23 protein-coding genes and 2 tRNA genes are annotated in these 25764 nt (G+C 41.6%); 19 read left to right on the forward strand and 6 right to left on the reverse strand.

Going from position 1 to position 25764, the window contains the following annotated elements:
* The 9 genes from ABS362_RS12220 to ABS362_RS12260 all read left to right on the forward strand — a co-directional run bounded on the left by ABS362_RS12220 (position 1) and on the right by ABS362_RS12260 (position 9413).
* Positions 1-1218 carry a glycosyltransferase family protein gene (locus tag ABS362_RS12220; RefSeq protein WP_350412765.1) on the forward strand — a complete coding sequence of 406 codons (1218 nt, stop codon included), beginning with the start codon at positions 1-3 and terminating at the stop codon, positions 1216-1218.
* A complete protein-coding gene (locus ABS362_RS12225; protein WP_350412766.1) occupies positions 1197-1973 on the forward strand; it encodes a class I SAM-dependent methyltransferase in 777 nt (258 codons plus the stop codon). The genes ABS362_RS12220 and ABS362_RS12225 overlap by 22 nt, the downstream gene beginning before the upstream one ends.
* 147 nt (positions 1974-2120) lie before the next feature.
* The gene (locus ABS362_RS12230) at positions 2121-3410 is read left to right on the forward strand and encodes a glycosyltransferase family protein (protein WP_350412767.1); all 1290 of its coding nucleotides are present in this window, start codon (positions 2121-2123) and stop codon (positions 3408-3410) included.
* Positions 3403-4560, forward strand: a complete 1158-nt coding sequence (locus ABS362_RS12235) for a glycosyltransferase family 4 protein (protein WP_350412768.1) — start codon at positions 3403-3405, stop codon at positions 4558-4560. Before ABS362_RS12230 ends, ABS362_RS12235 begins: the two co-directional genes overlap by 8 nt.
* Before the next feature lie 12 nt (positions 4561-4572).
* Positions 4573-5940, forward strand: a complete 1368-nt coding sequence (locus ABS362_RS12240; protein WP_350412769.1) for a hypothetical protein — start codon at positions 4573-4575, stop codon at positions 5938-5940.
* Positions 5941-5949: 9 nt separating this feature from the next.
* Complete coding sequence (locus ABS362_RS12245) at positions 5950-6930, forward strand: glycosyltransferase family 4 protein (RefSeq protein WP_350412770.1); 981 nt, start codon at positions 5950-5952, stop codon at positions 6928-6930.
* The gene (locus ABS362_RS12250; RefSeq protein ID WP_350412771.1) at positions 6930-8081 is read left to right on the forward strand and encodes a glycosyltransferase family 4 protein; all 1152 of its coding nucleotides are present in this window, start codon (positions 6930-6932) and stop codon (positions 8079-8081) included. Before ABS362_RS12245 ends, ABS362_RS12250 begins: the two co-directional genes overlap by 1 nt.
* 7 nt (positions 8082-8088) lie before the next feature.
* Positions 8089-8652: a WcaF family extracellular polysaccharide biosynthesis acetyltransferase gene (locus ABS362_RS12255; RefSeq protein WP_350412864.1), complete on the forward strand. Its 564-nt coding sequence runs from the start codon at positions 8089-8091 to the stop codon at positions 8650-8652.
* A 17-nt stretch (positions 8653-8669) separates the two neighbouring features.
* Positions 8670-9413 (forward strand): glycosyltransferase family 2 protein, encoded by a 744-nt coding sequence (locus tag ABS362_RS12260; RefSeq protein ID WP_350412772.1) that lies wholly within the window; start codon positions 8670-8672, stop codon positions 9411-9413.
* Positions 9414-9534: 121 nt separating this feature from the next.
* Here ABS362_RS12260 and ABS362_RS12265 read toward each other — a convergent pair.
* Together ABS362_RS12265 and ABS362_RS12270 are read right to left on the reverse strand one after the other, a co-directional pair.
* Positions 9535-9608: transfer RNA gene (locus ABS362_RS12265), tRNA-Asp, on the reverse strand.
* Positions 9609-9664: 56 nt separating this feature from the next.
* A tRNA-Asp gene (locus ABS362_RS12270) sits at positions 9665-9738 on the reverse strand.
* 224 nt (positions 9739-9962) lie between these two features.
* On the opposite strand from ABS362_RS12270, the gene ABS362_RS12275 reads away from it, so the two are divergent.
* The 6 genes from ABS362_RS12275 (at position 9963) to ABS362_RS12300 (ending at position 14516) form a co-directional block, all read left to right on the forward strand.
* Positions 9963-10913 (forward strand): acetyl-CoA carboxylase carboxyltransferase subunit alpha, encoded by a 951-nt coding sequence (locus ABS362_RS12275; protein ID WP_350412773.1) that lies wholly within the window; start codon positions 9963-9965, stop codon positions 10911-10913.
* A gap of 189 nt (positions 10914-11102) precedes the next feature.
* Positions 11103-11945 (forward strand): MBL fold metallo-hydrolase, encoded by an 843-nt coding sequence (locus tag ABS362_RS12280; protein WP_350412774.1) that lies wholly within the window; start codon positions 11103-11105, stop codon positions 11943-11945.
* A 3-nt stretch (positions 11946-11948) separates the two neighbouring features.
* On the forward strand, positions 11949-12713 hold the full coding sequence (locus ABS362_RS12285) for a patatin-like phospholipase family protein (protein ID WP_350412775.1): 765 nt from the start codon (positions 11949-11951) through the stop codon (positions 12711-12713).
* Between the two features lie 149 nt (positions 12714-12862).
* Positions 12863-13489 carry an autotransporter domain-containing protein gene (locus tag ABS362_RS12290; protein ID WP_350412776.1) on the forward strand — a complete coding sequence of 209 codons (627 nt, stop codon included), beginning with the start codon at positions 12863-12865 and terminating at the stop codon, positions 13487-13489.
* Between the two features lie 92 nt (positions 13490-13581).
* The gene (locus tag ABS362_RS12295) at positions 13582-14133 is read left to right on the forward strand and encodes a 1-acyl-sn-glycerol-3-phosphate acyltransferase (RefSeq protein ID WP_350412777.1); all 552 of its coding nucleotides are present in this window, start codon (positions 13582-13584) and stop codon (positions 14131-14133) included.
* A 32-nt stretch (positions 14134-14165) separates the two neighbouring features.
* On the forward strand, positions 14166-14516 hold the full coding sequence (locus ABS362_RS12300; RefSeq protein WP_350412778.1) for an MmcQ/YjbR family DNA-binding protein: 351 nt from the start codon (positions 14166-14168) through the stop codon (positions 14514-14516).
* A gap of 242 nt (positions 14517-14758) precedes the next feature.
* On the opposite strand, the gene smc is transcribed toward ABS362_RS12300, so the two are convergent.
* Complete coding sequence (smc, locus tag ABS362_RS12305; RefSeq protein ID WP_350412779.1) at positions 14759-18280, reverse strand: chromosome segregation protein SMC; 3522 nt, start codon at positions 18278-18280, stop codon at positions 14759-14761.
* Positions 18281-18459: 179 nt separating this feature from the next.
* Between smc and ABS362_RS12310 the strand changes: the two genes are divergently transcribed.
* Positions 18460-18960, forward strand: a complete 501-nt coding sequence (locus tag ABS362_RS12310; RefSeq protein WP_350412780.1) for a hypothetical protein — start codon at positions 18460-18462, stop codon at positions 18958-18960.
* A gap of 173 nt (positions 18961-19133) precedes the next feature.
* Here ABS362_RS12310 and ABS362_RS12315 read toward each other — a convergent pair whose 3' ends face one another.
* The 3 genes from ABS362_RS12315 to pckA all read right to left on the reverse strand — a co-directional run bounded on the left by ABS362_RS12315 (position 19134) and on the right by pckA (position 22376).
* Entirely contained in the window at positions 19134-19805 is a 672-nt protein-coding gene (locus ABS362_RS12315) for a DUF4159 domain-containing protein (protein WP_350412781.1), read from the reverse strand.
* Positions 19806-19832: 27 nt separating this feature from the next.
* The gene (locus ABS362_RS12320) at positions 19833-20546 is read right to left on the reverse strand and encodes a 16S rRNA (uracil(1498)-N(3))-methyltransferase (RefSeq protein WP_350412782.1); all 714 of its coding nucleotides are present in this window, start codon (positions 20544-20546) and stop codon (positions 19833-19835) included.
* A gap of 213 nt (positions 20547-20759) precedes the next feature.
* Positions 20760-22376, reverse strand: a complete 1617-nt coding sequence (pckA, locus tag ABS362_RS12325; RefSeq protein WP_350412783.1) for a phosphoenolpyruvate carboxykinase (ATP) — start codon at positions 22374-22376, stop codon at positions 20760-20762.
* A 231-nt stretch (positions 22377-22607) separates the two neighbouring features.
* On the opposite strand from pckA, the gene ABS362_RS12330 reads away from it, so the two are divergent.
* The 3 genes from ABS362_RS12330 (at position 22608) to ABS362_RS12340 (ending at position 25570) form a co-directional block, all read left to right on the forward strand.
* On the forward strand, positions 22608-24023 hold the full coding sequence (locus tag ABS362_RS12330; protein WP_350412784.1) for a peptide MFS transporter: 1416 nt from the start codon (positions 22608-22610) through the stop codon (positions 24021-24023).
* A 188-nt stretch (positions 24024-24211) separates the two neighbouring features.
* Positions 24212-24802 carry a hypothetical protein gene (locus tag ABS362_RS12335; RefSeq protein WP_350412785.1) on the forward strand — a complete coding sequence of 197 codons (591 nt, stop codon included), beginning with the start codon at positions 24212-24214 and terminating at the stop codon, positions 24800-24802.
* Between the two features lie 132 nt (positions 24803-24934).
* Positions 24935-25570: a hypothetical protein gene (locus tag ABS362_RS12340; RefSeq protein ID WP_350412786.1), complete on the forward strand. Its 636-nt coding sequence runs from the start codon at positions 24935-24937 to the stop codon at positions 25568-25570.
* Positions 25571-25764: the final 194 nt, after the last annotated feature.

The following is a 25764-nucleotide window of genomic DNA, read 5'->3' on the forward strand; positions in this document are numbered from 1 at the left end:
TTGAAGAGTATCCTATTTATTACAAGTAACAGCTTAGCTACAAATCCGAGGCTAGTCAAGGAAATTGACTTGGCTAGGCATCGTTATAAATGCACAGTTGTTAGTTTTCAATTAAATAGTTGGTCTGATAAAATTGATGATGAGATCGCATTAAAGTATCCAGAAGTTAGTTTTCTTTTTGTTTCTGGAGGAAAGCAACAGTATGTTCAATGGCTCATCAGTTCTATGCTGGAGAAAATAACCAGAAAGGTATATTACTGCTTTGAAAACAACTTGCTAATAAGTGCTATTGCTCATTCTAAAAGAACAATAATTCTTTTAAAAAAGCTGAAGCATTTGAAAAGGCATGACATGGTTATAGCTCATAATTTAGCAGCTTTGTATCCTGCATATACTTTCACAACTAGGCATAATATTAAGTTAGCTTTTGATGTGGAAGATTTTCATCCTGGTGAGGTAGTTGCTGAAGATAACTATAATGAAATTAAAAGGAGAAAATTTATATTAACATCTATTTTACCACATTGTTCTTATTTGTCTTTTTCAAGCCCTTTAATTTGTAAAAAAATTATTGACTTAGTTCCTGGGATAGAACAGTGTAAAAAAGAGATAATTAATAATTCCTTTCTTTCAAGTGAATTTCTTGCACCTGTAAATGCAAAATCAGATTTTAAAATCAAACTAGTTTGGTTTTCCCAGAAGATATCTACTGGTCGAGGGTTGGAGCTAATAATTCCTGCACTTCATAAATGTAAAGATAAAATAGAACTTACTTTGATTGGGAGTCTAGATTTGACTTTTTATCAAAAATACATTAAGCCTAATAGTGAATTCATTCAGGCTGTAAAACCTTTAAGCCAGATAAAATTACATAAATTGTTATCTGATTATGATGTCGGATTAGCATTAGAACTTGAATCAGCAGATATTAATCGAGATATTTGTCTAACAAATAAAATTTTTGCTTATACTCAGGCTGGTTTATTTGTTTTAGCAACTAGTACCCAAGCTCAATCAAAGTTTGTATGTGACTTTCCTTGGGTTGGCCAACTTGTAGGTCAATCTCCAATTGAGTTGGATCAAGCTATTGAAAGTATTATAAAACTAAAACAGGAAATTAGGTCTAGCTCAAACCAAAGATACATCAATGCTCTTAACCTTTCATGGGAAAAAGAAAGCACTAAACTACTTAAAATATGGGATCAGCATCTACACTAAACCTTGATGAAATTCTTAATAACATTCATAATGAAAAGATTATTAAGGATGAGCTTGGTAATGATGTAATATTAAAGGATAATATTGATCGGGAAGAAGGAATGCTTTTAGAACGCCTTATTAGTGTTAATGGACTTTCTAGGAGTATTGAGGTGGGATGTGCTTATGGTATTTCCTCGCTTTATATTTGCGGGGCTGTTACTAAGCACCACGGTCATCACACTATTGTAGACCCCTTTCAAACTACTGATTGGAATAATATAGGCATTACACAACTTAGAAATGCAGGTTTTGAAAACTTCACCTTGCTAGAGGAAAGATCGGAAATTGCATTACCAAAACTAGTAGAGCAAGGAGCAAAGTTTGATTTCGCATTCATAGATGGCTGGCATACTTTTGATCATACATTATTGGATATGTATTATATGAACAGATTACTTTGTGTGGGAGGTATAATGGTTATTGATGATGTAGGTATGACAGGAGTTGAGAAAGCAGTAAATTACTTTCTTAATTATCCTTCCTATAAATTTCTGGATGGTATCAAAGTTTCAGAGGTTACAAAGGAACGTCAGTTTTTTATGAATTTTATAATTAGTCCTCTGAGAATTGCTGCGAAACTTTTACCTAAAAAAATAAGTGAGGAAATATTTTCGGATAAGGTTTCTGGTAGTGGAATTAGTGGATATTCCATGGTTGCGCTGAAGAAGATTAAAGAAGATGAACGTCCTTGGAATTGGTATCATAATTTTTGAAGTTAATACACATCTTTTAAGTAATCAGTTTTAATTATATTTATTAAATAATATTTCTGTTAAAACTCCAACTAGAGATTAAAGGATTTAAAAATAAAAACACTAGTTTTAATTGAATTTTATGAATTAAGCTACGGCAGTTTTGCTATGAAGAAGGTAATAATTGTATCACCCCATTTCCCACCTTCAAACCTGGCTGCTGTACATCGTGCCAGGCTGTTTGCCAAACATTTACCTGCTTTTGGTTGGAAGCCCATAGTGCTAACAGTTCACCACAAACATTACGAAGAAGCACTGGACTGGAACCTAAACAAGCTTGTTGACCCGGATCTCCAGGTGAATACGGCTGAAGCTTTCCAGACAGGACCAGTACGCATCATAGGGGATATCGGAATAAGAGGGGGTTATTACTTGTACAAAAAGCTAATTCAACTCATTAGTGATGAAAAGCCAGATTTTTTGTATATCACCATTCCGTCCTTTTACGGGGCTTTGCTTGGCAGAGCTGCTCATGCTAAAACAGGTATACCCTACGGCATAGATTATATAGATCCCTGGGTGCATACGTTTGCGGGTAGTGAGAATGTATTTTCAAGGCACTGGTTCAGCACGAAGCTGTCCCGAATACTGGAACCTATTGCTATAAAATATGTTCGTTTGATCACTGGTGTGGCCGAAGGCTACTATAAACCTGTACTGGAGCGTAATCCGCATCTGCAGCAGCAGGCGGTGCATGCTGCGATGCCCTATGGCGGTGAAAAGGAAGATCATCAGGCGCTTAAATCCCTTAACCTTATACCTTATCTTTTTAAGCCTATAGCTGACAAACTACAGTTGGTTTATGCAGGAGCGATGCTACCTAAGGCTTACCAACCATTAGAATTTATATTTAAATGGTTACAAGAAAATAAAGATATGGTAGCTCTGGAATTTCACTTTATTGGAACCGGCAGCAGGGCGAATGATGAGAACAGTTATACAATCAAGCCTTTGGCCTTAAAGTATGGTTTGTGGCAAACTATAGTTTATGAATATCCAAAGCGGATTCCGTACCTGGATGTTCTGACACACTTGGATGCAGCAAATGGTGTCTTTGTACTTGGAAGTACAGAACCACACTATACACCGTCTAAAGTATATCAGGGTATTCTTTCGCAGAAACCTGTTTTTGCTGTCTTGCACAGTGCCAGTTCAGCCGGGAAGGTTATTGAAGAGGCAAGGGCTGGCGTTGTGTTGAAATTTGATGGAGAGTCAGATCTTGATACGGTTCATAAGTCTTTATCTGAGAAAATGGCTGTTTATAAAGCTTTCGTTAATTCTTTTAATCCTACAGAAGTGGATCACACTGCATTTGATCAATATTCGGCTTATAATGTAACCAAAATACTGGCGGAAAACCTTGATAAGGCATTGGCGAACAGCTTATCTTATGCGTAAATTAGCGATTTTAACGTCACATCCGATTCAGTATAATGCACCACTTTTCAGGTTGCTTGCGCAAAACAGTAGCTTTGCTGTTAAAGTGTTTTATACATTAGGCAAAGAATCTTCGGGATTTGTAGATCCCGGTTTTAAAAAAACGATCTCCTGGGATGTTCCTTTGCTGAAAGGTTACGATTATACATTCGTCAAGAACACTTCATCAAACCCAACAACTTCAGCTTTTAACGGAATTATTAACCCAACCCTAATTAAAGAGATAGAGGATTTTGGCGCGACACATATTTTAATTTATGGCTGGAGCTTTCAAAGTCATTTAAAAGTATTGCGCCATTTTCGTGGCAAGGTGAAACTACTCTTCAGGGGAGACTCTACTTTGCTGGATGAAAAACCCGGTATTAAAACTATTGCCCGAAGGATCGTACTCCGCTGGGTATACAAGCACATAGATGTTGCGCTCTATGTAGGAACAAATAACAAACAGTATTATTTAAAACATGCTGTGCCGGAGCATAAGCTGGTTTTTGCCCCACATGCCATAGATAACGACAGGTTTAGTCAAGATTCCTATTACCAGAAAGCTTTAGAGCTTAAACAGCAGTTAAATATAGCTCTTGACAAAAAAGTGTTTTTGTTTGCAGGTAAGTTTGAAAGGAAGAAGAACCCATTGCTTTTAGTGGAAGCTTTCCTTAAACTTAATGCAAAAGACACGGTGTTAGTGATGGTAGGAAATGGCGCTTTTGAAACAGAGTTGAAGGCATTGGCGCAAGGTTGTGAACGTATAAAGTTTCTTCCTTTCCAGAATCAGTCTGTAATGCCGGCGTTTTACAGAGTAGGGGACATTCTTGTCTTACCATCAAAAGGGCCGGGAGAGACTTGGGGGTTATGTATGAATGAAGCAATGGCATGTGGGTTAGGTATTGTTGCCAGTGATAAGGTTGGTGGTGCTAAAGACTTGATAGAGAATGACAGCAACGGACGTATATTTAAATCAGGCAACCTTAATTTCCTTACAGAAGCCCTTGCAGCATTAGCTCAATTAACTAAAGAACAACTAAAGGATATGGGGAGACAATCCCAGGCAAAAGTGAGTGACTGGAGCTATCAAAATACCGCTTCAGCTATAAAAAACTGTGTTCTAGACTAATTAAAAAACAAAATGGACGAATTCCAGCAAAATAAAGTAGCATACCAGGTTGGTATATTAACCAGCCTGGTAATCCTATTGCTGGCTTTCACCAGTTTGTCTTTATGGGCCATAGCAGGAGCTGTCTTTTTTTGCTATGTTTTTATTAACCTATTATTCGGTTTCGGAGAAGGCATACCAGTAAACTTAGTAATTAGCTTTATTGCATCCCTGCAATGGATTATTGGCCCAATCCTGAGTTATTATACCGGTATTAATCATCCCTTTTATGGAATGAATATTCCGGAGGAGACATATTTTAGTTACATTATACCCGGTACTATACTTTATTATATCGGATTATCGCTGCCTGTTCTTCATGCTCAAAACGTTTCTCTTACTCAACTTGGAAAAATAGAAGAAGCCACCACAGCCAGAAAACAGGGCGCATATTATTTACTTGGAATTGGTTTTGCAGCCAGTTTATTGTCAGCTTTTGCGCCTCCAGCTCTTTACTTTTTTCTGTATCTCTTGTCTCATTTGAAATACTTAGGTGCTTTTTACCTGTATCTCAGCAAGGACAGTAGTAAAATTGTTCTCTATTTTGTTTTTGGTTTTCTTTTGCTTGAAGTATTAGCGTCTGCAATTTTTCATGACCTTATACTTTGGGGTTTATTTTTTGCTTTTGTTTATTCTATAAAAATCTATATTAGTATGCCTAAAAAACTGGCTTATGTAGTAGCTGGTTTTTTCATGCTCTTGGTGTTACAGTCTGTTAAGTACCAATATCGTAACATTGCGTGGTCTAATGCATCTTTAAGTTCATTTGCACGTACCGAGCTCTTTACTTCCATGGTCCTCTCATCTTTTATATCACCAGGAGAACTTTTTGAAGCTAAGAAAAATGAATTGACGATTACGCGTTTAAATCAAGGCTGGATTATTGCTCGTGTAATGAACTACGTGCCTTACAGACAACCTTATGCAAATGGTGAAACTATTGAGAATGCTTTTGTGGCTTCCTTGTTACCGCGTTTTATAGTTGAGTCAAAAGCCACAGCAGGAGGGCGGGAAAATATGTTCCGGTTTACTGGTATAGAATTACAATATGGTACGAGTATGAATATAAGTATCATTGGAGAAGCCTATGCCAACTATGGGCGTAGTGGGGGCATGGTATTTATGTTCTTTATTGGGTTGGTCTTTAGTTTTATCCTTCGTTTTATTCTTCTCAAAAGCCGTGAAAATACTACGTTACTCTTGTGGATACCTTTCTTGTTTCTGCAGGTTATTAAAGCGGAAACAGATCTGATTACAACATTGAATTATGTCGTAAAAGCTTCGATCGCAATGTTTATAGTGTTCTGGAGTTTCAAAAATATTCTGAAAGTAGAAATCTAAGCTTTTCTGATGCATATCACTTACTTCTTCCGAAAGTTACGTCCGGGCGCTTTCAGTATTGAGAACCTATTTCTCAATTTTCAAATGGAACTTCCTGTTGGTATTAAGTATACCAACCACTTCCTAAGCAGACAAAGTGACGGATTTTTGAACAGGATAAAACTCGTTTGGGAAACGTTTAGAAAGAGGGGAGAGGTCAACCACATAACAGGTGATGTTAATTTTATAGTGCTTCTGTTACCGAAGGGTAAAACAATCCTTACGATACATGATATCGAGTCGCTTAATCGGAATAACCGGTTAACTAATTTTTTATTGCAGTTATTCTGGTTGCGTATGCCGGTTGCCAGGGTAAAATATGTAACGGTAGTTTCCCAAACCACTAAAGATAAGCTGTTAAAAGCGTTAACAGTTAACCCAGATAAAGTGGTTGTAATCCCCAATGCTATCTCTCCTGAGTTTACTTATCAGCCAAAGTCTTTTAACAAAGTGAACCCTACAATTTTACAGGTCGGTACAAAGTACAATAAGAACCTGGAGCGTACTATAGAAGCCCTGGCTGGTATAGCGTGCACCTTCATGATTGTCGGGCAACTAACTCACGAGCAGGAAAAGTTGCTGATAAAGTATAAGATCAATTATAAGAATCATGTTGGCATCACAAATGAGGAATTGCGGACGTTATATGCTCAGGCAGATATCGTAACCTTCGTTTCTTTGTTTGAGGGTTTTGGAGTGCCAATTCTCGAAGCGCAGGCTACTGGTAGGCCAGTGATTACAAGTAACTGTAGCTCGATGCCGGAAGTAGCCGGCAGCGGAGCTTTACTGGTTGATCCTATTAATGTATCTGAGATCAGAGATGGAATTTTAAAGCTGCTACAAGATGATGAACTTCGTACAAACCTGATCGCTGCTGGGCTTGAAAATTGTAAACGTTATAGCAATAAAGCCATCGCGCAACAATATATTGATCTTTACAAAAAACTCTGATGTCCAAACCCCGCATCCTCATTTTCATAGACTGGTTCTTGCCTGGTTACAAAGCTGGTGGACCAATTCAGTCGTGTGCGAATTTGGTAGAGCATCTAAAAAATGATTTTGATTTCTGGGTAATCACGAGAGATACTGACTATTGTGAAACAGAACCTTACTCTTCGGTAAAATCAGATACCTGGAACCAATTGGCGCCACATCTGCAGGTCTTTTATAGTTCGGCTGGTAATTTGAAATATAGTACACTTACAAAAGCTGCCAAGGAAGCGAAGGCTGATGTGCTATTTGTAAATGGGGTTTATTCATTTTACTTTTCAATTATGCCTTTAAGAATCGCAAAGAAGCTTAGCTATAAGACTATAGTTTCGGCAAGGGGTATGCTGGCACCGAGCGCAATACAGGTAAAAGGAGGCAAAAAGAAGATATTCCTGAAGATGTCTCAATTGTTGGGACTTTACAAGGGTGTAAGTTTTCATGCTACCAACGAAGCAGAAAAAGAGCATATCAAAGCTGTTTTTGGTAGTAAGCAGGAAATCAAGGTTGCACCTAATTTCCCTAAAACTGCAACTATAGTTAGCAATAAACAACATATTAAGGAGCAGGAGAGTTTACGGTTGGTTTATATCGCTCGTATATCCCCCGAAAAGAATACTTTATATGCTTTAGAAGTTCTCAAAGAGTATACTTACAATGGTAATATTGTTTTTGACATTTATGGGCCAATTTACAATGAGAGCTATTGGTCTGGGTGTGAACAGCTAATTAAAGCTTTACCTTCAAATATAGAAGTAAACTATAAAGGCAGCCTGGAAAGCCAACGCGTACATGAAACACTTCAGGATTATCATGCATTATTTATGCCAACGCGTGGCGAAAATTTTGGACATGTGATACTGGAAAGCTTGTCTGCCGGACGACCAGTAATTATCAGTGATCAGACGCCATGGAAGGAATTAGAAGGTTTAGGAGTCGGGTTTGATATTTCACTCTCTGAGCCATATACTTTTGCAAATAAGATACAATACATGTTGGACCATACGCAGCAAGATTATAATATTATTTCGGAGGCTGCGTATCTTTATGCAAAACAATATGTGCAGGATAGTGAGGCCGTGGCCCAAAATCTAAAATTATTTAAAATAGATTAATCTGGTGATAACAGAAGAAAAGAATACTGTTAGATTAAGCAACTATAATAATGATTGGTACAACCCTGGCGCAGGTCCGGTGAAGCGTGTGCTGTGGTATTTTGTGAACGTAATTTTCCTCATCAACCCTCTTAACCCAATTAGTAGTGTAAAAGTGTGGTTGCTACGGCTGTTCGGTGCTAAAATAGGGCAGGGAGTGGTTATTAAACCAGCTGTCAATATAAAATACCCCTGGTTGCTCGAGGTCGGTAATTTTGTCTGGGTAGGGGAGAATGTCTGGATCGATAACCTTACTCATGTATGTATAAAAGATAATGTAACGCTTTCGCAGGGGGCTATGCTGCTTACTGGTAGCCATAACTATAAAAAGTCAACCTTTGATTTACTAGTTAGTGGAATAACTTTAGAAGAAGGATGTTGGATAGGTGCGAAAGCTATAGTTTGTCCTGGTGTTACCTGTCGTTCGCATAGTGTGCTTGCTGCCTCTTCTGTCGCCACCCAGGAATTGGAAACTTATACCATTTATCAAGGCAACCCTGCCATTCCTAAACGTGAACGCCAAATTAGCTAAACAATAAGTAGTAGCTCTTGAAAGTATCCATCATTACCATCGTCTACAACAACCGCGAAACTATAGCTGATGCGGTAGCATCTGTACTGGAGCAAACTTACCCTGACATCGAGTACATTGTTGTGGATGGTTTGTCTACAGATGGAACAATTGAGATACTGAATCAGTATGGCGATAAAATTAGCAGGTTTGTTTCGGAGAAGGATGGCGGATTGTATGACGCCATAAATAAAGGTATAAAGCTAGCAACTGGTGATGTAATTGGTTTCTTACATTCTGACGACATATTCTACTCCCCAAATAGTATAGCCTTGGTTGCTGAAGCTTTTGAAGCTAAGAATACTGATAGTGTTTATGGTGACCTTTTATATGTACAGAGAGCAAATACAGAGAAAGTAGTGCGTAACTGGGTGTCAGGGGACTACAATAGGCAAAGCTTTTTGTATGGCTGGATGCCGCCTCACCCCACTTTTTATGTAAAACGTGAAGTATATCAAAGGCTAGGTCTTTACAACACAGAGTTCAAAAGTGCTGCTGATTATGAGTTAATGCTACGTTACCTGTATAAGCACCAGATCACCACTACCTATATTCCTGAAAAGCTTGTGAAAATGCGGGTTGGTGGCAAGAGTAATGTAACACTCAAGAATCGTATGCGGGCAAACCAGGAAGACTATAATGCCTGGCGCATCAATGGCCTGAATCCACCTTTCTACACACGCTTTCTAAAACCACTCCGCAAGCTCGTGCAATTTATTTAGGTTTATACTATAAACTTTTAATGTAAATATCCTTAAATCTTCAGAGAACCGATAATAATTGGATAGGTACAAACAACAAAAGAGCCCTTGAAAATTAATTCAAGGGCTCTTTTGTTAAGAGCGGTCCGGACGGGACTCGAACCCGCGACCTCCGCCGTGACAGGGCGGCATTCTAACCAACTGAACTACCGGACCAATAAATTGAAATAACAGAGCCTTTTGCTCTACAAGCGATGACCGCAGATAATCTGCGGTCCGGACGGGACTCGAACCCGCGACCTCCGCCGTGACAGGGCGGCATTCTAACCAACTGAACTACCGGACCAACTTTGTTTTCCCTAACGCTGTTCGTTAAAGTGATACAAAAGTATAGTGTTAATTTTGATTCTGCAAGTGCTAAGCATATTTTTCATACTATATTTTAGTTGCTAAAACCTAATTTGCTGTAATACACCACATTTATTTTTCAATTACACTATATTTTCTCTACTTACTTACCTGTAATAACATAATCTGTTAAATTTGTAGCGAATTACTAGCGAAGAAAATATGCTTTTAGATTTCGAACAGCCAATTGCTGCCTTAGAAGGCAAACTGCAGGAAATGAAAAAACTGGCCAGCGAGAGCCAGGTAGATGTTTCGGAGGCGGTAAAGGCTCTGGAAGAGAAAATAAAGAACCTGAAAAAGGAAACGTATGCCAACCTTACCCGCTGGCAGCGTGTACAGCTTTCCCGTCACCCGGACAGGCCGTATACATTAGACTATATCAACGGTATCACTGATAAGTTCGTGGAACTACACGGTGACCGTACTGTTGGTGATGACAAAGCGATGGTTGGTGGTTTTGGTGAAGTAGAAGGCCGCAGCATCATGTTTATTGGTCAGCAGAAGGGGCGCAATACCAAGCAGCGTCAGATGCGCAATTTTGGTATGGCTAATCCGGAAGGCTACCGAAAAGCTCTTCGCCTGATGAAAATGGCCGAGAAGTTTAGCAAACCTATCGTTACGCTTATTGATACGCCAGGTGCATTCCCTGGACTGGAAGCTGAGGAGCGCGGACAGGGTGAAGCGATTGCGCGTAACCTGAAAGAAATGTTCATGCTGAAGGTTCCTGTTATCTGTATCATAATAGGTGAAGGTGCGTCGGGAGGGGCATTGGGTATTGCTATTGGCGACCGCGTGATGATGCTGGAAAACACCTGGTATTCGGTTATTTCTCCGGAATCCTGCTCCTCCATACTATGGCGCAGCTGGAACTATAAGGAGCAGGCAGCTGAGGCATTAAAGTTAACAGCAAAAGATATGTTGCAACATAAGCTGATAGACGGTATCATTAAAGAGCCTCTTGGTGGTGCTCACACAGAGCCAGACAAGATGATGAAAACTATGAAACGAGAGATCATCAAATTGTTGGACGAACTGGAGGCTTTAGATACAGAAGATCGCATCATGCAGCGTATCGACAAATTCTCGGATATGGGAGTGGTTCTTGAGAGTTAGAAATTATAGAAGTTAAAAAGTTAGAAAGGTAATAAAGCTGCATAGGCTTTGTTACCTTTTTTTGTTTTAATATATTAGCCACTGTTAGTTTTATGGAGTTGTTTATGTAGCGTGTTGAATTAAGTGATTTTATCATTCTTAACTCATGCTAACTTTCTAACTTCCAAACTTTTTAACTTTCTAACTATTATGAATCTTCACGTTATAGATACAGGTTTTTTTAAGCTGGATGGAGGGGCCATGTTTGGTGTAGTGCCTAAAACACTCTGGCAACGCACTAATCCGGCTGATGAGAATAACCTTTGTACATGGGCCATGCGCTGTTTGCTGATTGAGGACGGAGACAGACTGATACTGATTGATAATGGGATAGGAGATAAGCAGGATGCGCGTTTTTTCAGTCATTATTACTTACACGGCGATGCAACTTTGCATGGTTCGCTCAAAGCTGCCGGTTTTGCCCCTGAAGATGTAACTGATATGTTTTTGACGCACCTGCATTTTGATCATTGTGGTGGTGGCGTAAAGTATAAAAATGGTAATGGAGATTTGGAGTTAGTATTCCCGAACGCTACATATTGGTCTAATGCAGACCATTGGAAATGGGCTACAGAGCCAAACCCGCGTGAAAAAGTTTCTTTTCTGAAAGAGAATATTCTTCCGATGCAGGAAAGTGGACATTTAAAGTTCATTGATCCGTCTCAGCCTTCCCCAATACCGCAGTTTGATATCATTTACGTGGATGGACACACCGATAAAATGATGCTGCCAGTTATTAACTATAAAGGGAATAAACTGGTTTATATGGCTGATCTGTTGCCTTCTGCTGGACATATTCCGTTGCCTTATGTGATGGGTTATGATACACGCCCGCTTATAACGATGGAAGAGAAAGCTGCTTTCCTGGACAAGGCTGCCTCCGAAAACTATATCCTGTTTTTTGAACATGATGCGGTGAATGAATGCTGTACCGTGCAGCAAACCGAAAAAGGCGTCCGGTTAAAAGATACGTTTAGCCTAAACGAACTATAGCCTGTGAAGATAGGACTTGCTTTGTCGGGAGGTGGGGCCCGGGGTATTGCGCATTTGGGTGTATTAAAGGCATTGGATGAGCTGGGTATAAAAGTATCTATTTTATCGGGGGTAAGCTCCGGAGCTATTGCCAGCGTTTTTTATGCAGCAGGTTATTCCCCAGAAGAGATATTGAAGCTGATAAGAGAGCTTAGTGTATTTAAGATCATTCGTCCAGCTTTTGGTAAGATCGGTTTTCTGCATCTGGATGAAGTAGAGAAATTATACGAAAAGTACCTTGGGAAAAATGCCTGCTTTGAGGATCTGAAAATCCCGGTTATAGTTAGTGCCACCGAGATGAACGAAGGCGTGAGTGTTTACTTTTCAACTGGCGAACTCATCAAACCCCTTATAGCTTCATCAGCAGTTCCAATTCTTTACCATCCGATCGCTTACCAGGGTAAATTGCTTAACGATGGTGGACTGCTGAATAATATGCCGGTTGACCCATTGCACCAGAATTGTGATATAAAGATAGGCGTGCATGTAAATCCTATTAACCACCAGGCAAAAATTACCACCTTGCGGAGCATGGTAGAGCGAACGGCGCACCTGGCTATCAATAACAATGTGAAGATGCGCCTGCATCTCTGTGATTTTTTAATAGAACCACCTGAACTTAAGTATTACCGCCTGATGAGTTTTCGGAAAGCAGATGAGATTTTTGACATTGGCTACCGCTATACCCTGCATTTAGAAAAGCACCTGAAGCAGCTGATTATTGACTAATCTTTCACAAATTAATTGTACTGAAATATAGACTAACTATAGTTTACAAAAGCAGGCTTATTTATTAAATTAAAAAAAATATAGTTATAGTGTAAACGTTTTTAATATCAAACGTACATATGCATATTTAGCCCACACCCTTTATGCATATGAAAAAAATTCTACTTCTATTTTTAGTACTCCCTTCATTAGTTATTGCCCAGGAAAACGAGAGTTTCATGTTTAAAGCAAAAGTAAAGCACGGCTCTATTTTAGTTGGGGGCTCTCTGAGTGGCTTTGCTTACAAGACTTCGGATAACCTGCATTCGATAAACGGACAACAGGAAGAAGGAAGAAGAATACAGGCGAATCTGCAATCTAAGAACGGCTATTTTGTTACCAATGATTTTGCAGTAGGTTTAAACCTCAACTTGTTTCACGAGAATACCAAAGTAACTTCTGATCCGGAACAGGAACCGTTTAAAGAGACTTACTTTATGGCTGGTCCCTTTGTGCGTTACTACCTCGATAATGGTGTTTTTGGTGAAACCGGGGTAAGCGTAGGCAAGCATAATTTTTCAGATGGTTTTCAGTCAAATCTACTAGATGCATCTGTAGGCGTAGGATATGCTTTTTTCTTTAACGAAAAGTTCTCCATAGAGCCGATGCTTTCTTTCCGTTATTTCCGTCAGAAGAAAGACGACCAGACCTATACTACTTTCGGACCAATGGTAGGAGTAGGTTTCCAGGCATACCTTCTGCGTAAACGCGCGCACGTTATCAAAATCGGTTTGTAAAAAAGCTTTATTGTGCGTATTTATACACTTTGAATCTAATCTTATAAGCAAGTCTAACTATAGGCTGCTTAACCGGATGTATAAACACCCACATGATCGCTAAATTTTTATCTAATCTCCTTTTCAAAGTTTCCGGCTGGAAACTGAACGGCACTCTTACGCCCGAGAACCGACGTTGTGTCATGATCGCTGCACCACACACCAGTAACTGGGACTTTGTTTACGCCCGTGCAGCATTTTACCTCATGGATGCCCCTATACGCTATACTATTAAAAAAGAATTTATGAGGTTTCCGTTTGGCGGCCTGCTACGTTCTATGGGTGCCCTGCCTGTCGACAGATCAAAAAACACAAAGATGGTGGACGCCATGATCCGGATATTTAAAGAAACGCCAGGCGATATGTGCGTGATGGTAACACCGGAAGGCACCCGTAAATACCAGCCTCGTTGGAGACGCGGTTTTTATTATGTAGCAGAGGGTGCAGGCGTGCCTATTGTTTTAGGTTACCTGGACTACGCTAAAAAGGAAGCTGGCATCGGACCAACCATTTACCCAACCGGCGATATTGAAGCTGACATGGAAAAGATAATGGCCTTCTATAGAACTAAAACGGGTAAGTACCCGGATCAGGGAGTAAGGTAAGTTAAAAAGTCTGTAAGTTAAAAAGTTAGAAAGTGAATATTGAAGCGCTACGTGAACTATGCCTGGGCTTGCCAGGTGTAACAGAGGATATTAAGTGGGGCGCTGACCTCTGCTTTTTAGTAGGAGAGAAGATGTTCTGTGTAACCAGCATTGATGCACCACACTCTGTTTCGTTTAAAGTTACTGATGAGCAGTTTGATGAAATGGTAGGACGGCCAACTATAGTTCCGGCTCCGTACATGGCCCGCAATAAATGGGTGAATGTGCAGGAATGGAGCGGGCTGAATGATACAGAGTGGGAAACTTATGTTAAGCAGAGCTATGGTTTGGTAAAATCAAAGCTCACTAAAAAGCTGCAAAAAGAGATCGATGCTATAGTTTAGACTATAGATAACACATCTAATATTCCGCCAGTTTGAGCGCAGCGGTAACTGGTGGTTAAATTTGCCGGCAGTTTGTAACTGCCGAAACTATAAAACCTAAAAAACGCCAGTTACAAACTGGCCCCATGTACAGTCACAAGTTGCACTGTCGCTAAACTTGCAACATAATAAAACATAAAATCAAAAAAGCTCCTGAACTATAGAATTCAGGAGCTTTTTTGTTATATAATTTAAGCTATTGTTTACGCTATCTGCCGCAGGTCTACAGGAATTACTCTGGAGATACCGGCTTCGATCATCGTAATGCCATACATTACGTCGGTAGAGGCCATGGTGCGCTTGTTGTGCGTTACAACTATAAACTGCGACTCGTTGGAGAACGTGCGGATGATGTTGTTGAACTTGTCAATATTAGCATCATCAAGCGGGGCATCTACCTCATCAAAAATACAGAACGGCGCAGGTTTAAGCAGATAAATAGCGAAAAGCAGCGATATGGCCGTAAGCGTTTTCTCGCCACCAGACAACTGGTTTATAGTTAACGGACGCTTGCCTTTTGGCTGGGCCATGATCTCGATCTTAGATTCCAGCGGGTTGCTCGGGTCAGTAATCACCAGGTCGCAGTTATCTTCTTCGGTAAAGAGGCTGCGGAACACGCGTATAAAGTTGCCCTTGATCTCGTTGAACGACTCCAGGAATTTCTCCTTAGCTACCGTGTCGATCTCGTTAATAGTTTCGATCAGGGTATTCTTGGCGTTAACAAGGTCGTTACGCTGCGTTGTAATGAAGTTATTACGCTCTTCAATCTCAACGTACGCCTCGGCAGCCATCGCGTTCACAGGGCCCATTCTATCGATTGTAGAGCGCAAGCCGGAAATATAGTTGCTCAATTCGTCCGTTGGCATTTCTATAGTTTCGTCAGCTGGTAAAGCGAGGTCTGTTGTTTCGATGTTGAATTCCACTGCAAGTCTTTCCTGCACCGATACCAGTTTAATCTTTGTATCGTTCAGTGCCTGCTGCATGCGCATTAAAAGCTCATCAGCATTCTGACGTTTGCGTTGCAGTTCGCGTATGGTTTTGTCTTTCTCGTCGAGCTCACCGCGCAGGGTAAAATATTTCTTCTCGATAGCTTCCAGTTCATAACCAAACTCGCGACGGGCTTCGGTCATCTGCTCCACTATAGCTTCATTTTCTTCTATAAAGTCATTGGCTATAGTTGTTTCCTCTTCGGCCTTGGCCATTTCCTGCTTCAGGTTCTCAATGCGTTCCTGGTTGCTTTCAACGGTTTTCTGCTTATAGCTGATCTCCTGTTGTAAACTGGCAAAGCGGTTCTTTAGCTGGTGGAACTGGATGTTCTCCTGGTTATACATGCCGTTGATGACAGCGATCTGTTCCTGCTGGCGGTTCAGTTGGGATGTAAATACGGCTATTTCTTCTTCCAGCCGCTTCAGTTCCTGCTGGTCGGTTTCCGCTACCGGCGACATCTCCAGGAACAGCTTGCTCAGTTCATCTTTGCGCTGCAGCAGCTCTTCTTTTTTCTGGGTATAGTTGTGGCGGTTCTGCTGGTGCTGCTCGTGTTTGATGCGTATAGTTAGCAGTTCCTGTTGCTGTTTTGCTGTTTCTCGCTCCAGCTCCTTAATACGCTCTTTCTGCGATTCACCTTTATAGTTCAGCAGGATCTGTTGCTGCGCATTTACACGGCTTTGCATCAGATCAGCCTGCTTTACCAATTCTTCAACTTCCTTAGCCAGCGTTTCCAGGTTCTGTTTACGGCCAAGTCTGTTACCATCGAGCACTCCAACAGATCCGCCTGATAAACTCAGCGGCTTTTTAATAGCCGAGCCGTCTTTCAGCAAAATAGTTTTATAGTCTGTGTCGTACAGGTTTACTTCTTCGCTGATGTATACATTCCGGAGCATGTACTTTAGCAGTTCGCTGTACTTCTTGTCGGCTTTTACCACTTCGTAAGCAGCTTTCAGGTCGCCTTCGGAGTAAGTGGCGGTTGGTTCGAGTTCTTCAATCTCAGAAAGGATAATAAAGCTGGCGCGGCCTTTATTCTGACTCTTCAGCAACTCTACTGCATCTAAAGCCTCTTGTAGTTCATCCACCACAAAAAAGTTCATGTAAGGCTCCAAATAGGCTTCAATAAGCCCTTTATAATCAGGCTCGCAAACTATAATATCCGAAAGGAGAGGAGCGGGCTTCTGCCAGGTATCGGTCTGAGAAAGGAATTTGATAGCTTCCGGGAAGCCTTCCATATTCTCAACCAGCGCTTTGGTCAGGTTGTACTGATTCTGCTTCGCGTCGCGGGTACGGTTCAGGTCAACGAGCTGCTCTTTCAAGGCTTCAATGTCCTGTTCGGTTTTCTCGATGTTCTGCAGAAGTGTTTCTTCTTTAGCCTGCAGGCTTACCAGTTCTGTAGTGGTGTTTTCAAGCAGTTCCTGGGCTTCCTGTAGTTGCTCTGCCAATAGCTCGGCATCTTCATCAGCGGTTAGTTGCTGCTGTTCCATGCGGTCCAGGTCAGAAACTATACTTTGTATCTGCACATTGCTGATCTCAAGTTGCTTGTGGTGCTGGAAAACGGCATTCTGCTTGTCGCGGTGCTGCAGGCTCAGGTCCTGGAAAGAATCCTGTAAGGTCTGCTTTTGCTCGTTAGCGTCCTGTAGTTGCTCTTTCAGCGTCTGTACCTGTTCTTCGGCAGCGCCAAATTGTTCCTGCACGGTTGCGAGTTCATCGCGCAGCTCTACTATACTTTCCTGTATGTGCTCTACATTCGACGAGTCCTGGCTTATCTGCTGGCGAAGCTGCGTAATACGCTCCTTAAGATAAGTGCTGCGTTCTGCTTTTAGTTTGATATCGTTTTCCAGCTGGCGCAGTTTTGAGGTCTGCACCTGCATGGTTTTCTGCATCTCACCGAGTTGTTCCTGAGTGCGGTTCAGCTCTTCTTTCTGGTCGGCGATGGCGTCTTCAGCTTCTGTTACGGCGCCCACATAATCTTCCTTCAAAGCTGTTTCGCGCTGCACGTCCTGCTCCAGGCGCTCCATGGTTTGCTGGTACTGGCTTATGTTGCGGCGGGCAAACTCCAGGCTATGCTTTTTATAGTCTTCCTTTAACTGGAAATACTTAATAGCTTGTTTTGCTTGCCTTTCCAGCGTTTTCATATTCTTGCCGATCTCGAACAACACGTCTTCAACGCGCTCCAGGTCGGCATCCGTTTCTTCCAGCTTTTTTAGCGTCTGCTTTTTACGGACTCTGAACTTAGAGATACCAGCAGCTTCTTCGAACAACAGTCGGCGCGAGTTTTCCTTATCGTTCAGTATCTCGTCCACCATCTTTAGCTCGATGATTGCGTAGCTGTCGGAGCCTATACCGGTGTCCAGGAAAAGTTCGTTGATGTCTTTTAAACGGCAGGGCACGCCATTCAGCAGGTATTCGCTGTCGCCAGAGCGATGGTAGCGGCGGGTAACCGTAACCTGCGAATATTCAGTTGGCAGTACGCCTCGGTTGTTATCGAAGGTGATAGATACTTCGGCCATCTGCACCGGCTTGCGGGTTTTGGAGCCGTTAAATATCACGTTCTCCATTTTGTCGGAGCGGAGGTTACGGGTCTTCTGTTCGCCCAGCACCCAACGGATGGCATCCACCACATTGGATTTACCGCAGCCGTTCGGCCCTACAATTCCTGTTATACCTTCGTCGAAGTTGATGACCACGCGGTCGCCGAAACTCTTGAAGCCTTTGATCTCTAATCTTGATACTTGCATTCGCTAAAAGCAGAAATTCTGAATTCTAATCTCAAAAATAAGACTATTTCTCGTATCTAAGACAGTGTAACAGCGGATTAAACTATAGTTTTTATGATTTCTATAGTTTGCCTAACTATAGCTATAGTTGCAGAGGATTTATACTATAAAATTGCTATATTTGATAATACGACGAACAGATGGAAGATTTTAAGGTCATATTTTACATACTGCTGGCAGTTGGGTATTTCCTGTTCACCTTTTTTAGGAAGTATTTTAAGGAAGACAACAACCAGCCGAAAAAGTTCAGGGATGAGAACGAGCCTCCTGTGCAGCGTCCTCAAACCCAGAGCAGGCCAGCTGTGCCTGTAACGTCTTTTGAGGATATTCTGCGCGAACTGCAGCCTAAAATGGAGCAGGCAAAAGCGCAAACAAGGGAAGTGATCTATGAGAAACCTGTTAAGCAGTTCAATACAGTTGAAACTCCTAAAGTAAGTGTTTATGAGCACCAGGCACCGGCAGCCGTATCTTTAGAGAGAACTATACCGAAACGTAAGCCGATTGAAAGAACAGCGTCTTTTGAGCATTACGAAGTAAAGCCCAAAGTTGCCCTTCGAGCATTTGATCCTTCTATACTCAGGAACCCAACTACAGCCCGCGACGCATTTATTTTGTCTGAGATCTTTAACAGGAAGTATTAATTGCTGATTGTTAAATTGCCAGATGGAATAAGGGCCCTAACAGAGATGATTTAACGCCATTGCTGTGTGTTTCGTGAGCAGGCAAATGGAACCTTATAGTTGGATTGTTGGTGAAAACACCAACAATGGCATAAAAATGCGTATTCTAATTCACTCATTCAATCAAAATTCAATTATTGCAACCCGCTGCCTTGCGTTAAAGCAAACGTTAAAATGTTAGCACCCATCTGTAAGGCTTCGCGGCGTTTGTTTTCGGGGTCGTTGTGTACTTCGGCATCTTCCCAGCCGTTACCCAAGTCAGTTTCGTAACTATAGAAACACACTAATCTGCCTTTGTGCATAATACCAAAGCCCTGTGGCGGTTTGTTATCATGTTCGTGTATCTTGGGTAGGCCATTCTTAAAAGTATACTTCTGGCGGTAAATAGGGTGGTCGAAAGGCAACTCTACAAAGTCATACTCCGGGAATACCTTCTTCATTTCTTTGCGGATGTATTTATCCAGGCCATAGTTATCGTCGATGTGCAGAAAGCCGCCGCTGGTAAGATAATTGCGTAGATTTTGTGCATCCGCATCCGAGAAAACCACATTACCGTGGCCCGTCATGTGCACAAACGGATAGCTGTATAGTTCAGGACTACCGATCTCCACCACATCTTCGTCCGGCTTTATGTTCATGTTCAGGTTTTGGTTGCAGAAATTGATAAGGTTAGGTAACGATGTTTTATTCGCATACCAGTCGCCGCCGCCGTTATATTTTAGTTTGGCAATTTTTAAACTATAGCGTTGCGCCAGTAGTGGTGTAGCCAGCAGCAATGCAAAAAACAGGAGAAGGGTTTGTTTCATAGCTATAGTTTATAGTTCGATTTAATGTTACGCTGAATAGATCTCGTGCAATACCTGTAACGTGTGGCAGGCAACCAAGGCGGCAGTTTCGGTTCGAAGGCGGCTTTCGCCCAGTGTAACCGGACGGATACCCGCTTCATAAGCTGCCTTTATTTCATTTGGTGAGAAATCTCCTTCCGGACCTATCATAATGCAGTGCGGCTTTCCGGAGTCATAGTAATGCTTTATAGATTTAGTAGCATCTTCTTCTAAATGAGCAATAAATGTACGATCCTGTATAGACTGTTGTACAAATTTTGTAAAAGGAGTGAGGTCGTGCAGTAAGGGCAGATACCCTTTCTGTGACTGCTTCATGGCACTGATCGCGATCTTCTCAAGCCTGTCTAAACGCAGCTGGCGGCGCTCCGAATGCTCGCACAACAGGAATGTGATTTCCGTAACACCTATCTCAACTGCCTTCTCTACAAACCATTCCATACGGTCCATGTTTTTGGTGGGAGCTACGGCTATGTGCGATATGTAAGATAGTTTACCATATTCAGGCTGTTTTTCTATAGTTTGCAGCTTACATTTCTTCTGGTTGGCATCCTGAATAATGGCCGTAAACAAATTACCTTTCCCATCAACCAGGTACACGGTGTCGCCCTGCTGCAGGCGCAAAACACGAGTACAGTGCTTCGATTCCTCTTCGTTTAAGGTGTAGAATTCTGAATGTATATCCGGCGTGTAGAAAAGGTGCACTTGTTTAATTGTTAGATGGTTGATTGTTAAATTGCTACTGCCTTATAGTTAACCTGTTAGCTATAGTTAAGTTTACAGTTCTGATGTAATTATGAACTTTAGAAACTATACGGATAAATATACGAAACTATAGCCTTTACGCTAATATAGGTTTTCAATAAAAAGCCCCGCTACGTGGTGGCAGCGGGGCTTAATGTTATAGTTATGAGATGGTTAGTCTATGGTTACCTCAACCTGAGGTGCACCGGCCAGAATCTCATCGTTAGCGTAACTTGCGTATTTCGTAAAGTTCTTCACGAATTTAGTACCCAGGTCTGTCGCTTTTGCATCGTACTCTTCCTTATTTGCCCATGTGTTACGTGGGTTCAGGATCTCATCCGGTACATTAGGGCAGGTGTTAGGCATCTCTACACCAAAGATCGGGTGCTTGGTATACTTCACATCATTCAGTTCGCCGTTAAGCGCAGCCGTGATCATGGCACGCGTGTAAGGCAACTTCATACGTGAGCCTACACCGTAAGGTCCACCGGTCCAGCCTGTGTTAATCAGCCATACGTTTACGTTGTTCTCTTCCATTTTCTTACCCAGCATTTCTGCATATTTGGTTGGGTGAAGTGGCAGGAACGCCGCACCGAAGCAGGCAGAGAAGGTAGTTTGCGGCTCAGTGATACCAACCTCAGTACCGGCAACCTTTGCAGTGTAACCAGAGATAAAGTGGTACATGGCCTGGCTCGCATTCAGTTTAGAAATCGGAGGCAATACGCCAAATGCATCAGCTGTCAGGAAGAAGATATTTTTAGGAATATCTGCTCTTGATGGCTCCACAGCATTGTCGATGTGGTTAATAGGGTAGGCTGTACGTGTGTTTTCTGTTACAGAGCTGTTGGTATAGTCTACAGTTCTTGTTCCTTCGTAGAAACGCGTGTTTTCAACTATAGCTCCGAATTTAATGGCATCCCAGATTTGTGGTTCTTTCTCTCTTGTCAGGTCGATAACTTTTGCATAGCAACCGCCTTCAAAGTTAAATACTGAGTCAGCAGCCCAGCCATGCTCATCGTCACCGATCAGGCCACGGTTAGGGTCAGCAGAAAGAGTAGTTTTACCTGTACCTGACAGACCAAAGAAAATAGCAGTATCACCCTCCTGGCCAACGTTGGCAGAGCAGTGCATCGATAATGTGTTCTTTTCGTGTGGTAGGATATAGTTCAGCACACCGAAGATACCTTTCTTCATTTCGCCGGCATAACCTGTACCACCGATCAAGATCATGTTCTTGGTAAAGTTGATGATCGCGAAGTTTGGCTGGCGTGTTCCGTCTACTTCCGGATCAGCCTGGAACTCAGGAGCACATATGATAGTAAACTCCGGGTTGTGGTTGGCAATCTCTTCTTCCGTTAAACGCAGGAACATATTATTGCAGAATAGATTCTGCCATGCCTGGGTATTAACTATACGAAGGTTTAAGCGGTAATCAGGATGAGCACCTGCATACGCATCACGTACATACAGCTTCTTATCCTTCAGGAAATCCACCATTTTAGCCTGTAACTGGTCGAATTTCTCTGGGTCAAATGCGATATTGATATCACCCCACCAAACAGAGTTTTCTGTTTTGGCGTCTTTAACTACGAAGCGGTCTTTTGGGGAACGACCGGTAAATTTACCTGTATCGCACATCAATGCACCGGTATCGGTAAGGGCACCTTCGCCATTTTTAATGGCTTCTTCTACCAGCTCAGCCGGACTCAGGTTCCAAAGCACTTCTTTCGCCTCTTTAATACCTAAGCTGTCTAAACCTGCTGCATTAGATTTATGTCCAGATTCTTTCATTTGAAATTTATTGGGTTTATTAAAATAAGGTGATGTTTAATAACTAATTATGTGACAAAAATATGAAAAATAATATATCAACGTAATGGTTAGGTAATTTATAATAACATGGATATAACAGTTATACTATATAACGTAAAATATTTGCCAGTTTGTGTGTAAACTAATATATTTACCTTCTTTGTATGCGTAACTTCACTATTTAAACTAACAATCAACTAATCTAAATCTATGTCTGTCAACCTACAACACCCTGATGCTGCAGCGGATAAAGAAAATCTGAAGCATCCCAAAGGGCTGTACCTGTTATTCTTTACTGAGTTATGGGAGCGCTTCAGCTACTACGGGATGCGTGGCCTATTAATGCTATATCTTACAAAAACTGCCCTGGAAGGCGGTTTGGGCTACAGTGTAGCAGATGCAGCTTTAATTTATGGTTACTTTACCGGTTTCGTTTATTTTACGCCTATTATAGGTGGTTGGTTGGCCGATAAATTCTTAGGTCACCGACGCGCCATCCTGATAGGTGGTGTGCTGATGGCTCTTGGCCAGTTCAGTTTGTTCTCAACGCCTTACGTTGGCGTCGAAATGACCTACCTTGGCCTGTTACTGTTAATTATAGGTAATGGTTTCTTTAAACCTAACATTTCTTCTATAGTTGGTAACCTGTATGCCCAAGGCGACCCACGCCGCGATTCTGCTTTTACAATCTTTTATATGGGTATCAACATCGGTGCATTTTTTGCGCCACTGGTGTGCGGTTACCTTGCCGAAGATTATTTTGCTACAAAAGCTGTAATTAATGGTGTAGAGACTGTAACCAACTATGGTTTCCAGTATGGTTTCCTTGCTGCCGGTATCGGTATGGTTATCGGCCAGATCGTATTTAATACCTTAGGACCAAAGTTACTTGGTGATATTGGTCTGAAGCCAGTGAAAGCTGAGACTGACGAATCAACTGGACTGCCTAAGAAAGCGGATAAGCTTACAAAAGAGGAGATCGACCGTGTATCTGTAATCTTCATCATCTCAATCTTCGTTATTTTCTTCTGGGCTGGTTTTGAGCAGGCAGGTAGCTCGCTTACAGTTTACACAGATAAATACATCGATCGTGAAGTATTTGGTTACCTGATCCCAACTTCTTGGTTCCAGTCTGTTAACCCATTGTTCATTGTAATGTTTGCCCCACTTACTGCACAGCTTTGGTTGTTCCTGGCCAAGCGCGGCAAAGACCTGAGCATCCCAACTAAAATGGGTCTGGGTATGATCCTGCTTGGTGTTGGTTTCTTCTTTATGGTTGGTGCCGTAATGGAGCGTGGTGGCGTTGAAGATGAAACGATCAAAGCAAGCATTGCCTGGTTGATCGCCACTTATTTCTTCCATACTATTGGTGAGCTTTGCCTTTCTCCGATCGGTCTTTCTATGGTTACGCGTCTTGCACCAGTTACATTGGTATCTATGCTGATGGGTGTTTGGTTCCTGGCACCGTTCATTGCCCAGATCGCAGGTGGTTACATTGCTTCTTATGTTGAGGAACTGGGTGCCTTCACTATTTTCTCTGCCATCGGTGGTTTCGTGATCCTGGCTGGTTTAATACTGATAGCGCTTACCCGTAAGTTAATGTACATGATGCACGGTCGCGGCTAAGCATCGTTTTAAAATAATTTTATAAAAAAGGTCCTGCTAAAAATAGCAGGGCCTTTTTTATGTTATAAATTTTATACTTTTGCTTTATAGATGCGAAGCTTATAGTTGCTTAAACGTCAGGGATTTATATATACTATTGCATATACTTTAAAAATTAACTTATAGCCAAAATTTTACACTTTTAGCCCATGTTTTCTTTACCCGGAAAGTGGCAGCCATTCGTTGCGCTTTCGTTTATTGCCCTTGCTGCCTGCCAGACAGTAACCGTTGCCCCTGTGCCTAAAACAACAGAACCTGAAACTATAGTTTATACTATAAAAGAAGGGCAGCATAGTTCCGATTCCCCGTTTGTTATCCGAAATGTGAGTGAGCTTACGTTTGAAGCCACTTTTGATGCATCAGCCATTTACCAGACTACTGATAAAGCCAACCAGGCGGACATAAACAAACTATACGGCGTAGCCGATTGCCGCACCGACCACCACAGCAACAGCGCCCGTTTTGGCTGGCGCTGGTTCGACAACCAACTCGAGATACACGCTTATACTTACCTGAATAAAGTAAGGCACTCGAAACTGGTAGGTGCGGTAGAGCTAAATAAAGCTTATAGGTACGAGATAGGTTTACAGGATAATAAGTATGTATTTATACTTAACGGTGAGAGTGTAGAGTTGCCAAGGCATTGTAATGGCATTGCAGAGGGTTATCAACTATATCCCTATTATGGAGGAGATGAAGTTGCGCCACATGACATAACAATTGCTATCCGCGACATCTAAAAAATAAGCATTCACTAAATTAATATAACTTTACCTGTTTATAGTTGCCTTATAGGTTTAACAAAACGTAAGTAGGTAGCAAACTCTGGGCTTGTCAAAGTCCAGACTATGCTACCTGCTAACTATAAAACTATGGCAAACTATAGACTGATCCTGAATGGTATATTAGCACTCGGCTTAACTATTCTTTTTAGTGCTTGTGAACAAGATTCCAGTACAGATGTACGTCCGGGGTTAAGATCGCAAACTATAACTCAGAATGCCCGAAAGGTTAAACCTGCCGCGTACACAACTTATCTGATCCAGAAAGGGGAACATTCGGCTACGAACAATACATTTAAGAGCCTACGTACCAATACCCTGCGCTTTGAAGCTATTTTTGATCAGTCGGCTATTTATACTTCCATTGACCCGGTTAATCAATGGGACATAAATAAACTATACGGCATGGCCGACTGCAGCTCATCACATCAGACCAACAGCGCCCGCTTTGGCTGGCGCTGGCTGAATGATCAGCTAGAGATCCATGGGTATGTTTATCATAACGGCAATCGAGCATCGGCCTATATCAGTACAGTAGATTTGAACAAAGCCTATACTTATGAATTAAGATTGGATGGTAGTAACTATATTTTCAGGGTGAACGGAGCTGAAATTACTTTACCGAGAGGTTGCAGCGGAACGGGAAACGGCTACCAACTATACCCATATTTTGGCGGCGATGAAGTGGCTCCGCACGACATAACTATAAAGATAAGGCAGTTATAGAGTTTAGGAGTTAGTGAGTTAAAGAGTTAGAAATTTTGGAAGTTAGAAGGTTAGTAAGTTTGTGATAAACTACCGCGTTTTACAGATTTGGGAGTGACTTTGTGGAGTATGATAATAGGAGGTGCTAATCTGAATGAAGCCTATAGTTCTATTGCGATTGAACAAGCCTAATCCTGAAAATTCTTTTCAATCCT

The organism is Pontibacter populi (assembly GCF_040278685.1).
In the GTDB taxonomy this organism is placed as follows: Bacteria; Bacteroidota; Bacteroidia; order Cytophagales; family Hymenobacteraceae; genus Pontibacter; species Pontibacter populi.

Bases quoted from the DNA above. Each gene is read 5' to 3' on its own strand.
- ABS362_RS12310 (WP_350412780.1), top strand. From the start codon at position 18,460: ATGGAAGATTTTAAGGTCATATTTTACATACTGCTGGCAGTTGGGTAT.
- ABS362_RS12340 (WP_350412786.1), top strand. From the start codon at position 24,935: ATGGCAAACTATAGACTGATCCTGAATGGTATATTAGCACTCGGCTTA.
- ABS362_RS12290 (WP_350412776.1), top strand. From the start codon at position 12,863: ATGAAAAAAATTCTACTTCTATTTTTAGTACTCCCTTCATTAGTTATT.
- ABS362_RS12235 (WP_350412768.1), top strand. From the start codon at position 3,403: ATGCGTAAATTAGCGATTTTAACGTCACATCCGATTCAGTATAATGCA.
- ABS362_RS12295 (WP_350412777.1), top strand. From the start codon at position 13,582: ATGATCGCTAAATTTTTATCTAATCTCCTTTTCAAAGTTTCCGGCTGG.
- ABS362_RS12330 (WP_350412784.1), top strand. From the start codon at position 22,608: ATGTCTGTCAACCTACAACACCCTGATGCTGCAGCGGATAAAGAAAAT.
- ABS362_RS12225 (WP_350412766.1), top strand. From the start codon at position 1,197: ATGGGATCAGCATCTACACTAAACCTTGATGAAATTCTTAATAACATT.
- pckA (WP_350412783.1), bottom strand. From the start codon at position 22,376: ATGAAAGAATCTGGACATAAATCTAATGCAGCAGGTTTAGACAGCTTA.
- ABS362_RS12240 (WP_350412769.1), top strand. From the start codon at position 4,573: ATGGACGAATTCCAGCAAAATAAAGTAGCATACCAGGTTGGTATATTA.
- ABS362_RS12280 (WP_350412774.1), top strand. From the start codon at position 11,103: ATGAATCTTCACGTTATAGATACAGGTTTTTTTAAGCTGGATGGAGGG.
- ABS362_RS12245 (WP_350412770.1), top strand. From the start codon at position 5,950: ATGCATATCACTTACTTCTTCCGAAAGTTACGTCCGGGCGCTTTCAGT.
- ABS362_RS12315 (WP_350412781.1), bottom strand. From the start codon at position 19,805: ATGAAACAAACCCTTCTCCTGTTTTTTGCATTGCTGCTGGCTACACCA.
- ABS362_RS12275 (WP_350412773.1), top strand. From the start codon at position 9,963: ATGCTTTTAGATTTCGAACAGCCAATTGCTGCCTTAGAAGGCAAACTG.
- smc (WP_350412779.1), bottom strand. From the start codon at position 18,280: ATGCAAGTATCAAGATTAGAGATCAAAGGCTTCAAGAGTTTCGGCGAC.
- ABS362_RS12335 (WP_350412785.1), top strand. From the start codon at position 24,212: ATGTTTTCTTTACCCGGAAAGTGGCAGCCATTCGTTGCGCTTTCGTTT.
- ABS362_RS12230 (WP_350412767.1), top strand. From the start codon at position 2,121: ATGAAGAAGGTAATAATTGTATCACCCCATTTCCCACCTTCAAACCTG.
- ABS362_RS12250 (WP_350412771.1), top strand. From the start codon at position 6,930: ATGTCCAAACCCCGCATCCTCATTTTCATAGACTGGTTCTTGCCTGGT.